At 44.1% G+C, this 12,281-nt stretch carries 18 protein-coding genes and 1 pseudogene; 6 read left to right on the top strand and 13 right to left on the bottom strand.

What is annotated here, in order from left to right; genetic code table 11:
* Window positions 1–33 precede the first annotated feature (33 nt).
* Window positions 34–954, top strand: a complete 921-nt coding sequence (locus BT_RS00390) for a hypothetical protein (RefSeq protein WP_011107094.1) — start codon at window positions 34–36, stop codon at window positions 952–954.
* Window positions 955–1,051: 97 nt separating this feature from the next.
* Here the strand turns inward: BT_RS00390 and BT_RS00385 are convergent, their stop codons facing one another.
* The 8 genes and pseudogenes from BT_RS00385 to BT_RS24875 all read right to left on the bottom strand — a co-directional run.
* The gene (locus tag BT_RS00385) at window positions 1,052–1,246 is read right to left on the bottom strand and encodes a DUF3873 domain-containing protein (protein WP_011107093.1); all 195 of its coding nucleotides are present in this window, start codon (window positions 1,244–1,246) and stop codon (window positions 1,052–1,054) included.
* Window positions 1,247–1,270: 24 nt separating this feature from the next.
* Window positions 1,271–1,483 carry a hypothetical protein gene (locus BT_RS00380; RefSeq protein ID WP_011107092.1) on the bottom strand — a complete coding sequence of 71 codons (213 nt, stop codon included), beginning with the start codon at window positions 1,481–1,483 and terminating at the stop codon, window positions 1,271–1,273.
* Between the two features lie 43 nt (window positions 1,484–1,526).
* A complete protein-coding gene (locus tag BT_RS00375; protein ID WP_011107091.1) occupies window positions 1,527–2,060 on the bottom strand; it encodes an antirestriction protein ArdA in 534 nt (177 codons plus the stop codon).
* 298 nt (window positions 2,061–2,358) lie between these two features.
* Window positions 2,359–2,811, bottom strand: a complete 453-nt coding sequence (locus BT_RS00370) for a JAB domain-containing protein (RefSeq protein ID WP_011107090.1) — start codon at window positions 2,809–2,811, stop codon at window positions 2,359–2,361.
* A 258-nt stretch (window positions 2,812–3,069) separates the two neighbouring features.
* Window positions 3,070–3,576 (bottom strand): ORF6N domain-containing protein, encoded by a 507-nt coding sequence (locus BT_RS00365; RefSeq protein WP_011107089.1) that lies wholly within the window; start codon window positions 3,574–3,576, stop codon window positions 3,070–3,072.
* 76 nt (window positions 3,577–3,652) lie between these two features.
* Complete coding sequence (locus BT_RS00360) at window positions 3,653–4,885, bottom strand: site-specific integrase (RefSeq protein ID WP_011107088.1); 1,233 nt, start codon at window positions 4,883–4,885, stop codon at window positions 3,653–3,655.
* Between the two features lie 460 nt (window positions 4,886–5,345).
* Window positions 5,346–5,636 carry a helix-turn-helix domain-containing protein gene (locus BT_RS00355; protein ID WP_009039935.1) on the bottom strand — a complete coding sequence of 97 codons (291 nt, stop codon included), beginning with the start codon at window positions 5,634–5,636 and terminating at the stop codon, window positions 5,346–5,348.
* 232 nt (window positions 5,637–5,868) lie between these two features.
* Window positions 5,869–6,114, bottom strand: a pseudogene (locus BT_RS24875) (DDE transposase); the annotation flags it as partial.
* 592 nt (window positions 6,115–6,706) lie between these two features.
* On the opposite strand from BT_RS24875, the gene BT_RS00345 reads away from it, so the two are divergent.
* From BT_RS00345 to BT_RS24805, 3 genes are read left to right on the top strand one after another with little or no spacing between them, the layout of a single operon-like run.
* Complete coding sequence (locus BT_RS00345; protein ID WP_225629875.1) at window positions 6,707–7,060, top strand: hypothetical protein; 354 nt, start codon at window positions 6,707–6,709, stop codon at window positions 7,058–7,060.
* Window positions 7,051–8,481, top strand: a complete 1,431-nt coding sequence (locus BT_RS00340) for an ABC transporter ATP-binding protein (protein WP_011107086.1) — start codon at window positions 7,051–7,053, stop codon at window positions 8,479–8,481. Before BT_RS00345 ends, BT_RS00340 begins: the two co-directional genes overlap by 10 nt.
* Complete coding sequence (locus tag BT_RS24805) at window positions 8,466–8,717, top strand: ATP-binding cassette domain-containing protein (RefSeq protein WP_011107085.1); 252 nt, start codon at window positions 8,466–8,468, stop codon at window positions 8,715–8,717. Before BT_RS00340 ends, BT_RS24805 begins: the two co-directional genes overlap by 16 nt.
* A 118-nt stretch (window positions 8,718–8,835) precedes the next feature.
* On the opposite strand, the gene BT_RS00335 is transcribed toward BT_RS24805, so the two are convergent.
* Together BT_RS00335 and BT_RS00330 are read right to left on the bottom strand one after the other, a co-directional pair.
* Window positions 8,836–9,006: a hypothetical protein gene (locus BT_RS00335; RefSeq protein WP_015532627.1), complete on the bottom strand. Its 171-nt coding sequence runs from the start codon at window positions 9,004–9,006 to the stop codon at window positions 8,836–8,838.
* Window positions 9,007–9,216: 210 nt separating this feature from the next.
* Window positions 9,217–9,618, bottom strand: coding sequence for a RagB/SusD family nutrient uptake outer membrane protein (locus tag BT_RS00330; RefSeq protein WP_032851334.1), 402 nt, complete (start codon window positions 9,616–9,618; stop codon window positions 9,217–9,219).
* A gap of 117 nt (window positions 9,619–9,735) precedes the next feature.
* Here BT_RS00330 and BT_RS24480 point away from each other — a divergent pair, with 117 nt between their 5' ends.
* Both BT_RS24480 and BT_RS24475 read left to right on the top strand, forming a co-directional pair.
* A complete protein-coding gene (locus BT_RS24480) occupies window positions 9,736–10,359 on the top strand; it encodes a transposase (RefSeq protein WP_011107083.1) in 624 nt (207 codons plus the stop codon).
* Entirely contained in the window at window positions 10,332–11,213 is an 882-nt protein-coding gene (locus tag BT_RS24475) for a transposase (RefSeq protein ID WP_032851336.1), read from the top strand. The genes BT_RS24480 and BT_RS24475 overlap by 28 nt, the downstream gene beginning before the upstream one ends.
* Before the next feature lie 66 nt (window positions 11,214–11,279).
* On the opposite strand, the gene BT_RS00315 is transcribed toward BT_RS24475, so the two are convergent.
* Genes BT_RS00315 through BT_RS00305 form a run of 3 tightly spaced genes read right to left on the bottom strand, consistent with a single transcriptional unit; the run spans window position 11,280 to window position 12,256 of the window.
* Complete coding sequence (locus BT_RS00315) at window positions 11,280–11,492, bottom strand: hypothetical protein (RefSeq protein ID WP_032851337.1); 213 nt, start codon at window positions 11,490–11,492, stop codon at window positions 11,280–11,282.
* A 5-nt stretch (window positions 11,493–11,497) separates the two neighbouring features.
* Window positions 11,498–11,977, bottom strand: coding sequence for a hypothetical protein (locus BT_RS00310; protein ID WP_011107081.1), 480 nt, complete (start codon window positions 11,975–11,977; stop codon window positions 11,498–11,500).
* Between the two features lie 27 nt (window positions 11,978–12,004).
* Window positions 12,005–12,256 (bottom strand): hypothetical protein, encoded by a 252-nt coding sequence (locus tag BT_RS00305; protein ID WP_009039940.1) that lies wholly within the window; start codon window positions 12,254–12,256, stop codon window positions 12,005–12,007.
* Window positions 12,257–12,281: the final 25 nt, after the last annotated feature.

Genomic DNA, 12,281 nt, shown 5'->3' with positions numbered 1-12,281 from the left:
GATGTCTCCAGTGTGAAACTCAAAAATACAGTTATGCCAAACATTGATAATGTATTTAGTATATATGCAGGTCAATTGGAGTTATTACGCCAAAATGGACTAATTGAAAGAACGGGTGAATACATTTGTCCTATTTGCTTAAATAGTTTTAATAAAGAACAATTAAATAAACTATCGATGGAAGATGCACCTCAAGCATCTTTAGGTGGAAAGAAAATTGCTATAACGTGTAAAAAATGCAATAACACTTGTGGACATGAAACAGATATTCATCTTGTGAATTTTATTACCTATTTAGAAGAACAAGAGTTTCTTCCGGGTTCTAATAGACGAGTTAAAATCTTCGATGATGAAACTACTATAAATGCAAATTTAGAAGTTGGAAATACTAAAGAATTAAAGATGATTATTCCTAATAAGATAAACAACCCTAAAGCTTTAACAAATCATCTTTCTAAATTAACAGTAGGAGGTATTATAGATATACAGAACCATCCTCTGAAAATTGACATGAAAAAAGTATCTACGGCAATTTTAAAGAATGCGTATATTATACTTTTTGCTCGTTTTGGATATTCTTTTCTTTTAAATAGCTTCTATGATAGGATAAGAGAACAAATATTAAATCCAGCAAAGCATATTATTCCTGAAAGTCTGTGGACAAAACAAACTTCTATTAGCGTAAAAGATGGTATCTACTTTTCAAATAGCAATGTGTACAGAGGTTTTTTTATAATTTATTCATTGACTAAACTTAGAACACACCATTTTTGTATTTGTATTCCTACACCACAAGTGTATTTTGAAGCCATAGCGTATTACTTTAGAGAATACAAGGCAGGTATACCTATATATATGATGGGGTCTGATGGTATAGATTATTTTCAAAATATAGATAATATAAAGGCATTAAATAAATGGCTGGTTAATTGGAGTTTAGGTTCTCCTGTTTAATATTACTTACTGGATAAGGCTTCTTTACTACTTTCTTTTCCGCTTTGGCTCACAAAAGAAAGAAGTCTGGCTAGATTTCTCCTGCCGGATTTTCTTTTTACTTTTGAGTTTTCAACCAATCATTCTGTAGTCGATAATATTTACCTAATATAGAAAATAGGTTATCATTGAAATGGCAGTAATCATATTGATAATAGATTTGCCCCCTAAATGCGCCTAAACAGCATTTTACATATTTTTCTTCTCCCGGTGTTTGAGTAATGCTTACCCCGTTTTTGTTTAAAGTTTCCATACTACTATAATTTACAATGAGTTATCAGATAATCAGAAGTGAAAGCAGCACAATGAAAATAAACGCCATACAAAGCAGGTAAACGGCAGAGATAAACAGCCGGAGAACGAACCGGATAATAAAAAAGCCTATAATTAGGGCTATCCATATTCCGGTGGTGCTGGTGGCTGCCTGATAGATGATAAAAGCAAGTATGAACCACCGTAAAAAAGTCGTTATCTTATTATATACTTTCATTGTCTTGGTGTGTTGTGGGTGGATTGCTCCACCCGGTTAGTAATCAGGCGCAACGGAAAACAAAACCATTATCCATCCAGTAATCAGTCATAAACAGGTCACGGGCAAAAGCCGAATAATCAAAGTAGGTCTTTGCGAACTCCGGCAGGTCGTAACATTCCTCTACAATTTCATAGGCGTAATCTTCCTCGTCTTTATATTCTCCCTGATATTCATCCTCAAAAGAAGAAATAAGGTCGTCCGCATCTTCTTCGCTTATATCGTTGTTGTGGTGGTCGCACCATACGAAAAACGCTTCCTGCTGGGTTTCACTTAGTTTTTCGATGGCATCCCGAAGCTCAAAGAACTTATCGGAAAGCCAACTTTCGGAAATCAGGGCTTCCGGGATATTCTCGTAATCCTGAAACATAAATTCCGGGTCTTGGTCGTCCTTGTGCAGTTCCCGGCACGCTTCCATAAATTCGTCCTTGTCCGAATAATCGGAAAGGTCTAACCACTTGCCGAAAAGTGAACCACTGTTATACTTGTTGTAAGTACCTACATAAACTCTTGCTTCTGATAAAGTTACTGTTTCCATGACTTTTGAATTTTAATTGTTTACATCGCTTGTCGCCCACCACATAAATTTTTCCTTTAACTGAATGGGAACATTGTCTTTTCAAAGGTTCGGGAATGGTACAGGGCAAATTATTATTTATGAAATACTACCCGTAGGTGTGGAGATTTCTAAAAAATAATTTGAACAGTAACAGGCACGGATATACCTTTGACAATGTTCCAATCAGTTTTAGGGAAAATTTTTCTCTTGTTTAAGAGGATAGAAGTAAAAGCCATCAGGCTTTTTGTATTGGGTAATGAGAGAGTAAAAAAAGGGCTTATAAAAGCCCTTCGTCTGCAAAACTGTAATAGCTTTCTTCTGTTAAGATGATATGGTCTAACAGGTGTAAATCCAAGACCTTGCAGGCTTCATTTATTTTGGTAGTTATTTTTTTATCCGGTTCGCTCGGACGTAGATTGCCCGATGGGTGGTTATGTGAAAGGACTATCCCCGAAGCATGGACTTTTAAGGCGGTTTGCAGGATGATTTTCACGTCCATTACTGTTTCAGCCATGCCGCCTTTAGAGATAAGGGAAATGCCTAAAGCCTTGTTTGCCCGATTGAGGAACATTACATAACTTTCTTCGTGGTGTTCCATACATTCCGCATAGAACGGTTTCAGATAAGTATAGGACGTTTCGGATGAGAGTATTTTCACTCTTTCGGATGCTTTTACATTGTCTTTATAAGAGATAGTGATTTCCGGCATGGTAAATTCTGTTGTTTTCATAACACTTGAATTTTAAATTAAACAATAAGAAATTTTGCCGGACACCCACAGTTTGGCGGGGACTTCAACCTAATCTTTTCAAAAAATACGACCCGTAGGTGTGGAGATTTTTTAGAAAACCGGAACGGCTCGGATTTGGTATTTGTCCCTGCCGGGCTGTAACTTTGCTAAAATTTGTGATTGAGATACATTACTTTAGGGAACTGAAAAAGGGGTATCACTGATGACACCCCTTAGACAACCGAATACCTTAAACCGTTATTCATCATAGGTTCTATATCCTATCGGTTTGCGTGGCTTTGGGTCAGGTTTACTTAGTAATTGGGTAAGTGCTTGGTAAACCTCGCTGAATTGTGCATCCGTACTCTGTTCCAGTTCTTCGATGCGTTTAAGAAGTTCCTCGTAACCGATTGACATTTGCCGCATGAGGACGAAAGCACGCATGATGGAAATATTCACGTCTATGGCAGTCTGACTGCGTAAGACACTACTAAGCATGGCGACACCCTGCTCCAAAAATGCGAGAGGCGGGGTCGGTGTGTGCCGGATATTTTCAGGGAACTTATCACAATTTGTGATAAGTCCCTGCCATTCATCCTTTGTTAGCTGAAAAGCAAAGTCACTGGGAAAACGGGATAAGTTTCTTTTAACTGCCTGTTTCAAAGCTCTTGTTTCAACTTGATAAAGTTCTGCCAAATGGAAATCGAGCATGACCCGGCAACCTCTGACCTCAAAGATTTTGTTTTGGATGATTTGTAAGTCCATAATGTTATTATTTAATGGTGAGTAATTGGAAGCATAAAGGGACTTATCACAAATTGTGATAAGTTCCCCTATATACCTATTTCATAGATACTTCTTTGTAGATTTTTTCAATGCCGACAAATTTCTTGTCAAGTCCCTGCATATCGTTACTTATCTTGTTATTGGTAATGCGGGCGTATATCTGTGTGGTTTCTATGTTGGTGTGTCCCAGCATCTTACTAACAGTTTCAACCGGTACACCTTTTGCAAGAGTAGTTGTCGTTGCAAAAGTATGCCTTGCAAGGTGAAATGTCAAGTTCTTTTTAATCCCGCAAACATCCGCAATTTCTTTCAAATACGCATTTAATTTCTGATTGCTGATTACAGGAAGTATCTTACCATCAGGCAAATTACCTTTATACTTCTTCAATATCATTTTGGGAATATCCAGCAAAGGAACATTTACGTCCGTGTTAGTTTTTTGACGTTTGGTGATTATCCATAAATTACCGTCAAAGGATTTACGAATATTATCTTGCGTAAGATTGGCAACATCTATGTAAGCCAAACCAGTGAAGCAGGAAAAGATAAACAAGTCCCTGACGTTTTCCAACCGTTCAGAAACCATCTTCTTTTTAAGGATGATTTTTATTTCATCCTCTGACAAGTAACCCCTATCCACTTTTTCCAAACGTATTTTATAACTGGCGAATGGGTCGCCTATCAAAATGCCATTATTACGGGCAATCAGGATGATACGTTTGAAAAACTGCATGAACTTGGCGGTCGTGTTATAACCACATTTACAGGTAGTACGCAAATATAACTCGAAGTCTGTAATGAACATCGGTGTTATTTCATTTATCGCAAAATCCGATACATTATATTTGCTTTGGATGAACTCGGCAAGATGGCGGCGGGTCACTTCATATTTACGGTAGGTAGCAATCGTTTTAGATATGCCGACCAACTGCTTAACATCATCATTGTGCTTTTTGAAAAGGGTAAGGACGGTTTCGTGTTTCTCACTGTGTCCCAAAAATTCATTCTTCACCTTTTCGGCTGTTACATAATTGTCACGCCGTTGTTGTTCGTGGTAGATATTGTTCAGGGATGCTTTTATATCATCTAATAAAGCATTGATTTTACCTGCATCCTTACCTTTGGCTTTTCCTGCTGCGATATTCCAGCTATCAGGCAAAATGCTTTGTTTTGTGCTGAACTGGCAAAGTTTACCGTCAATGGTAATTCTTGCCATAATCATAACTTCACCGTTCTTTTTTTCAGAGCCTTTCTTTAAATAGAAAAGGACTTTAAATGTACTCTTCATAACCTCACATTTTTAAGTTGCAAAACTACTAATAACTTGTTAAATGTGAGATAGATAGACGGTGGACAAATTCAGACTTTCTGCGGTCATTTCGGGACAAATCGTTACCGTTTTTGTCCGGTAGGGAATAGGTAACGATTTAGTAACGAAACTATGTCTTTTATAGTCCTTTTGTTGTCTTGGAAACAAGACTTATAGGCAATAAAAAAAACCTACAAATCGCTGATTTGTAGGTTTTTGTCCACTTACTGTCCTGTTTTGTCCAGTAGGTTCTGCGGAGAGACAGGGAACGATTAACTTTAAGGTTCCTTACTCATTATCAGCATCTTACATAAATCCTCAATTCCTATGACACCGCATAATTCACCGCATATATGCTGCAACTTTCTTCCTGTTACACTTTTACTTACTTTTGCAAATATACGAAAAAAGCAGTATAAATACAAATTCATCACTTGATTTAACGAAGATAACTTCTATAATTTTTTTCCAATACCGATTGCAATTTGGAAAGAGGATAAAGGAACTTGCCACCTATAACAGTATAAGCTATCCCCTTTTCATCCTGCAACTTTTGCAAAGTCCTGCTTGATATATGTAACATACTACATACCTGCTCACCAGTCATATAAACCTCATTAGCTACAGGAACCTGCAAATTCTGAAATTCAAGAATTTCCTTTGAGCATTTTCTAAGCATCCTCATTATCATAATATATTCTTCTGATTGTTTTGTAATTACCCCATCCATACTCTAACTCTATTTATGGATATTCAGTAAATGTTCCTCTTTCTTCTAAATTAAGAAAAAAGTTTTACTTTACGTGAGCTTTTCTCTTGATTTTTTCGTTCAATTCTCCCAGTCTTCTATCTTTTTCATAGAACATTATTTACATATTCTTATTTTTTCTTCCCACCCATGCATTATGTACATATCTTTTTTAGGGGAAGTTAAAACCTCTCCTCTTTTCCTCTTATTTTAGTCAGATTATGCTGCCTTTCTTTTTTTTCTTTTCGACCTTTTCTATCATACATACCGCATTGGCTGTATGTATCCCAAAGAAAACTCAAAGTACTTCCGTTTTCCTGTTTCTGGCTTTTATCCTGGCCAGTGAATAATGTTGTTTCTGCGTTTCAAAACTTCCTTCCAGGCGGGTAGCTCTTTCACGGCTGAGTTCCGACCGTAAGATTCTCCGAAATCGCTCATCTTTGGCGGCTCTGCCCTTACGCTTGGACAATAGGGCATTAAAGGGCAGATTTCCCGTATATGCGCCTCCTTATTCTCGAATTATGGGCGTAAGTCACATGGTTATGAAGAGATATCTACCCTTTAATGGGGAGAACAGCCGGCTAATATCTGATGGAAATGCCCAACAAATCACAGGAAAATAGCCACGCAATAGTCTGATACACAATAATTATTGGAGATACGTGGTCCGCTCCTGCGGACAGCAAGTTGTCTTTTGGGTAAACGAAAACCAGACGGTTTAACAGCGCGTTACGCCGTTAAACCGTTAGCCCTTCCAAGCTCCAGAGTCGCTTCATCATATAATTTGATAGCTTCACCTATATTATCACTTGGGACGTTTACCAACAGACTCCCTTTCCTTTTTTCTGTTCGATGCCCTACAAAAAGGCTGTTTGCGGCCGCTTATTTCCGTTTATTTTCACTATTTTTGCAGTATGAAAATGAAGACAGACGATACATTCAATCATGCCCATGCCGACAGGCTTCTGCTCCCCAACGCCTCATTGCTTGGGGAGGTGGAGAACATGCTGGCCGACGGACGGTCGGTCATGCTGAAGGCTACGGGAAACAGCATGCTCCCCTTCATTGTCGGAGGGCGTGACAGTGTGCTTGTACGGCGTCCCTCCGGGATACAGGCGTTACAGGTCTGGCAAATCGCCCTGGCACACCTGCCCGACAGCCGGTATGTGCTGCACCGTATCGTCCGCATCCATGGCGCGGAGATTGTCCTAATGGGCGACGGGAATCTAAAGGAAACGGAAAGTTGTCGGTTTCCCGATATAACGGGAGTTGTCACAAGAATTATCCGTAACGGCCGTTATGTGGACTGCGACGCAGGGGGTGAACGGTGCAAGGCGAAGATATGGGGCAGGCTGCTCCCTATTCGCCGGTATTTGCTGTACATATACAGACGGGTATGGATATGAAGGCGGGAATGAGTATGAAAGAAGGAGCGGAATGGCTGTGGAACGCCTCACGGGGATATCGCTCCCCCATTCTGGCGGGTATTCTTGCCGGGACAGTTCGCATCGGCGTGTCCCTCACGTTCGTCTGGTTCTGCAAGCACCTGATAGATACCGCCACCCATCAGGCGGACGGGAACATCATCCTGGGACTGGCGGCCATGGCGGGATGCATCGTCCTGCAACTGCTGCTGTCCGCACTTGTCAGCCGTCTCTATGCGCACACGGAGATCAGCCTGCGCAACAGACTGCGGCAGGATCTGCTCGAACATATCCTGAAAAGCCGGTGGAACGGTCGCGAGACATTCCATTCCGGCGATATGCTCAACCGCATGGAGGAGGATGTCCGTACCGTGACGGACCTGCTGGCGGGTTCCATCCCCTTGGTCGGAACCACGCTGTTCCAACTGGCCGGCGCCGCGCTGTTCCTGTTCTGTCTCGACCGGCGGATGGCTGTCGTCATCCTGCTTATCATGCCGTTGGCGTTGCTGTGCAGCAAGCTCTACATGAAGCGGATGCGGCGTCTGACACGTGAGATACGGGCGACGGACAGCCGTGTGCAAAGCCATCTGCAGGAGAACCTGCAGCACCGCACCCTGATTTCCGTCCTGGAATGCACCCCGGTGGCAGCGGACACGATGTCCTCACTCCAGTCGGGGCTGAAACGGCTGGTGATGCGGCGCAACTCATTTTCCATCTTTTCAAGTATCATGGTGCAGGCGGGGTTCGCCCTCGGCTATGTGACCGCTTTCGCATGGGGAATATACGGGCTGGACACCGGTACGGTAACATTCGGCACGCTGGCCGCCTTCCTGCAACTGGTGGCACAGGTACAACGCCCTGTCGTGGAGCTGGCCCGGCAGGTTCCGGTGTTTATCGGCGCACTGACTTCCGTGGAGAGGATAGACGAGCTCAACTCCATGCCGCTGGAGGAACAGGGCGAGCCTGTCATCCTGGGTGGCAAGGCTGGTGTCCGTGTGGAGAATGTTACTTTTACCTATCCCGGCGGCAGACGTAAGGTGCTGGAACATTTCACATACGATTTCAAGCCGGGGAGCCTGACCGCCGTGCTCGGGGAGACCGGCAGCGGGAAGAGTACGCTGGTACGGCTGATACTGGCCTTGTTGCAGCCCGACGGGGGAAACATCACGCTGTATGACAAGACCCGGCCCGTGCCCGTTTCTCCACTCACACGGGGGAATTTCGTGTATGTCCCGCAGGGGAATACGCTCGTCAGCGGCACATTGCGCGACAACCTGCTGTTGGGCAATCCCGAAGCTACCGACGGGCAGATGCGGGAAGCGTTGCATACGGCGGCGGCCGATTTTGTACGGGAACTGCCGCAAGGACTGGACACCCCTGCGGCGAGATGGGAACGGGCATAAGTGAGGGGCAGGCGCAACGCATAGCCATCGCGCGCGGACTGCTCCGCCCCGGTAACATCGTCCTGCTGGACGAGCCCACCTCCTCGCTGGATTCCGATACCGAACGGACGCTGCTGGAACGGCTTTCACATACCATTCAAGGCAAGACCCTCATCATTATCACCCACCAGGAACAGACGGCACGGCTCTGTAACGCCGTTATCAGGATGCATCCGGTGGGCTCCCCCGGCAAGTGACGCCTACGTGAGACTGCGGGATGGCCGGGAACGGGGCCGATCGCGCAGGTATAAAACAAAAGCAGGGAAGTCCGGGGCTTATCCCGGCTTCCCTGCCGACGGGGAGGCGGCATCATTGCTATGCGTGCAGTCCGACTGCCATATCAAACTGGTTGGATGTTGAGATGAAATTATGGCACGCATGCCCGCTTCCCTTCGTATATAATTCCTTATCCGGATGATACGCCGCCTCCCGATGACGGACAGCCGCGGTATGAATTCCGATAAATACGGTATTCCAAATATCCATATCCGAACCACGCCTGGCCCGGATATGGATAAGCAAACAAAACAAACAAATGATAGCGGATTTAATTCGTACAGCCGGAAATACCACATTCCACGGCTGTGGTATGAACCCGCCAGGGGTATATATTGTTCTGACAGTGTGTCGTATTCATGGTTCATACAGTTCCTACAGGGCGGAATTGTCCATGTCTTGTGCCGCACTTCCCTGTTGTCAATATCCCGGATTTTGCGTAAGCGCGGGCAAAAGGTTTATTTCGGATTGCGGAAAAGGCATGAGAAGCTCGTAGGCTTCGCATCCGGCCACGGCCTGTGCCTGCCCGGTCCGTTTCAACATGATCCAATAGCCCCAGTCTTGCTTCCGCGTTTTCCATTCGTCCGGCAGGGCCGACTTGTCCGCAGTGTCCTCCATACCGGCCTCTTTGAGTAGCAGGGCGGTTTTCGCGGGTGTATAGTTCGCAAGGCTTTCACCGAAAACGCGGTACATTTCGGGCTCGGACGATTCCTCGACCGCAATGCTGAAATCGGACTGACAGTCGCGAAGCAGGTATCCCGCCTCGTCATTGTAGCCCAGGCTCAAAGCGATTTCGGCACGGAGGGCCTTGACGGTCTCCATAGTGATGCGCCACCCGCCTTCGGGGAGGTTGTGTAAAAAGTAAGAATCAAGTGTTCTTTGACATATTGTATAAAAAGGATTTTATATCTTTGCTCTGCTAACAATAGGATTAATTTTATGGGCTATATTCAACCTTTTGACCGTAATCAACTGACTCTTCCCGAGTCTTTAGATTCTTATATCTCTTGTGAGAACCCTGTTCGTCTGATTGATGTTTTTGTCGATCAGTTTATCAAATTGCACCCTGATTTTTCATCTTATAAAGGTAACAGTCCTACGGGCCGTTCGGCTTATAGCTTTGGTACTTTACTCAAGCTGTATGTCTACGGCTATTTAAACAGTATCAGTTCTTCCCGTAAACTGGAGCGCGAGACTCTGCGTAATATGGAGTTGATCTGGCTTCTGGGTAATCTCCATCCTGATCATAAGACTATTGCCGATTTCCGTTCCAAACAAACTTCGGGCATTCATGAATGTTGCCTTGATTTCCGCCGCTTTCTGGTCAGTTCCGGTTATATTTCAGGCAAACTGGTAGCTGTTGACGGCAGTAAAATCAAAGCCAATACCAATCGTGACGGTCTTACTTTAGATGGTATTAATCGACAGTTAGCCTTGTTGGATACCCGTTTAGAGAAGTATCTGCACCAGCTTAATGAAAATGATCTGGTGGAAACAGCCCAGGAACAATTATCCGAACTCTCGGACGAGCCGGTGTGGAGAGCTCCCTACTGGAGAAGATAGCCCGTTTGAGCCAACAGGTTGAAGAACTTCAGGCGGAAAAACAGCGTATGCTGGATGAAGGTTCCCAAAGAAGCTTTCCTTCTGACCGCGAAGCTCGCCTGATGAAGACCCGTAACGGTTTTGTTCCGGCTTACAATGTCCAATCAGTGGTAGATTCCCAACATCACCTGATAGGTGCCATGCAGGTTACCGACCACCCGAATGACTTTGAAGACCTTCAACCTTCGATTCATGCCATGCAGGAAGACCTTCAGGTAGAAGTATCCCAAGCCGTTGCCGACACCGGTTATGCTAATGAAGAACAGATTCTGGCCCTTGAAGAAGAAGGCAAAGTGATTGCCGTTCCTTTCAATGAAGGAGACCATTCTCCTAAAGAAGATCGGGAGCACGGAATCTTTTTTACCTATGATGCAGACAATGACTATTATATATGCTCCCAAGAAAAGATATTACCTATTAAAGACAGGCAAGTTCGTAAACATGGAAAGATTTATAGAAAATATCAGGGAAGAGACTGCAAGGGTTGTCCCTTGATAAAGTTCTGCACCACATCAAAAAAAGGCCGGATTATCTACCGAAGGGCAGATGCCGAACCCATAAGACAGTATATGAAGAAGTGTAAGGGGATGAAATACAAAGCGCTTATACGTTTACGAAAAACATGGGTAGAACATCCCTTCGGAACTCTTAAATACTGGATGGGGCAAATACCACTCCTACTCAGAGGAAAGGAAAAGGTACAGGCTGAAATAGATTTGTACGCAACATGCTATAATCTAAGAAGAGTGACTAACATTCAAAGCATACAGGTACTATTGCAACAAGTCCACTATTGGGGTATTAAGTATACCTAATAGCGGTCATTCGCCAAAGGACAACAATAGAAATACCAAAATAAAGAGATAAAGAGCATTGCCTTTTTAATACAATATGTCAAAGAACACTTGATTCTTACTTTTTACACAACCTCCGGGCAAACGGGTGATGTCTTGCAGTTCATTGAGCAGTCCCCAACAAAGGTCTTGCGGTGACCGTACGGGGGAATGCAGGATTTCATCGTAATTGTTGGAAGTGGCGGGCACCGTAATGTAAGGCACACTGCCCCACAGTTGTGACAGGTTGTAATAGACCATGCATCTCAAGGCTTTCGCCTCGTTGATGTAAGCGGTACGCTCATAGGAGCCGTCAAAGGCTTCAAGGCATTTATCACCATATTGGCGTTGCTGATGACAAGGTAGGCCGCACTCCACACATCGGCCACATGACTGTCATACGGAGTAATGACGGACGCAGGGTGTTCATCAAAGTCTTTCCCCGTAAGCCTTATCTTCTCCAGCAGCAACTGCCTGTACTCATAACTCCGTAAGTTGCTGTAAATGCCAAGGATTGCATTTTGCACAGCTTTCCTCTTCCAGAAACTTTCTTCCTCGTTGGGATAGATCGGAGCCGGTTCTAATACATCACAATTGTTTTCCACCTCCTTTCTCAGCTCGTTGATTTTTTCCTCGCCTCCATCGTACCGGGTAAGCATGACGGCGGAATCACCATCGGTGAGCGACATGCTGTTGCCCGTAATGCCTGCCACCGCGACAAGCACTTCCCCTACTGCGAGTTTCATGGTAAGCAGATTCTCTACGAGCGTGTATTAGAACGACATGCCTTCCACCGTCCATCCCGTATGATATCCGGTCACATCTGGTATTGACGAGTAGGTGTAAGTCACCAACTCCCCTGTCCCTTCCTTGTGAAATTCAACGGTATAAATCGTTCCGTTCTCGGTGCTGTACCAGTTTCCGGTCAAACCGCCCTGCACGATAACATCCTCGTCGGAGTCGGAGCAGGCAGCGAGTACAAAGGCGCACGCCATGAAACATAAAAAAGTGCATATATTCATCATAATTGTATAACAGATGGTTTGTATT

This window comes from Bacteroides thetaiotaomicron VPI-5482 (assembly GCF_000011065.1).
Taxonomy (GTDB): domain Bacteria; phylum Bacteroidota; class Bacteroidia; order Bacteroidales; family Bacteroidaceae; genus Bacteroides; species Bacteroides thetaiotaomicron.
This window is presented reverse-complemented; position numbering and strand designations above follow the sequence as displayed.

Coding starts and splice junctions, on each gene's coding strand:
- BT_RS00390 (WP_011107094.1), top strand. CDS start 34: ATGCCAAACATTGATAATGTATTTAGTATATATGCAGGTCAATTGGAG.
- BT_RS00385 (WP_011107093.1), bottom strand. CDS start 1,246: ATGGAAACTTTAAACAAAAACGGGGTAAGCATTACTCAAACACCGGGA.
- BT_RS00380 (WP_011107092.1), bottom strand. CDS start 1,483: ATGAAAGTATATAATAAGATAACGACTTTTTTACGGTGGTTCATACTT.
- BT_RS00375 (WP_011107091.1), bottom strand. CDS start 2,060: ATGGAAACAGTAACTTTATCAGAAGCAAGAGTTTATGTAGGTACTTAC.
- BT_RS00370 (WP_011107090.1), bottom strand. CDS start 2,811: ATGAAAACAACAGAATTTACCATGCCGGAAATCACTATCTCTTATAAA.
- BT_RS00365 (WP_011107089.1), bottom strand. CDS start 3,576: ATGGACTTACAAATCATCCAAAACAAAATCTTTGAGGTCAGAGGTTGC.
- BT_RS00360 (WP_011107088.1), bottom strand. CDS start 4,885: ATGAAGAGTACATTTAAAGTCCTTTTCTATTTAAAGAAAGGCTCTGAA.
- BT_RS00355 (WP_009039935.1), bottom strand. CDS start 5,636: ATGGATGGGGTAATTACAAAACAATCAGAAGAATATATTATGATAATG.
- BT_RS00345 (WP_225629875.1), top strand. CDS start 6,707: ATGCTCCCCTTCATTGTCGGAGGGCGTGACAGTGTGCTTGTACGGCGT.
- BT_RS00340 (WP_011107086.1), top strand. CDS start 7,051: ATGGATATGAAGGCGGGAATGAGTATGAAAGAAGGAGCGGAATGGCTG.
- BT_RS24805 (WP_011107085.1), top strand. CDS start 8,466: ATGGGAACGGGCATAAGTGAGGGGCAGGCGCAACGCATAGCCATCGCG.
- BT_RS00335 (WP_015532627.1), bottom strand. CDS start 9,006: ATGGATATTTGGAATACCGTATTTATCGGAATTCATACCGCGGCTGTC.
- BT_RS00330 (WP_032851334.1), bottom strand. CDS start 9,618: ATGGAGACCGTCAAGGCCCTCCGTGCCGAAATCGCTTTGAGCCTGGGC.
- BT_RS24480 (WP_011107083.1), top strand. CDS start 9,736: ATGGGCTATATTCAACCTTTTGACCGTAATCAACTGACTCTTCCCGAG.
- BT_RS00315 (WP_032851337.1), bottom strand. CDS start 11,492: ATGGTCTATTACAACCTGTCACAACTGTGGGGCAGTGTGCCTTACATT.
- BT_RS00310 (WP_011107081.1), bottom strand. CDS start 11,977: ATGAAACTCGCAGTAGGGGAAGTGCTTGTCGCGGTGGCAGGCATTACG.
- BT_RS00305 (WP_009039940.1), bottom strand. CDS start 12,256: ATGATGAATATATGCACTTTTTTATGTTTCATGGCGTGCGCCTTTGTA.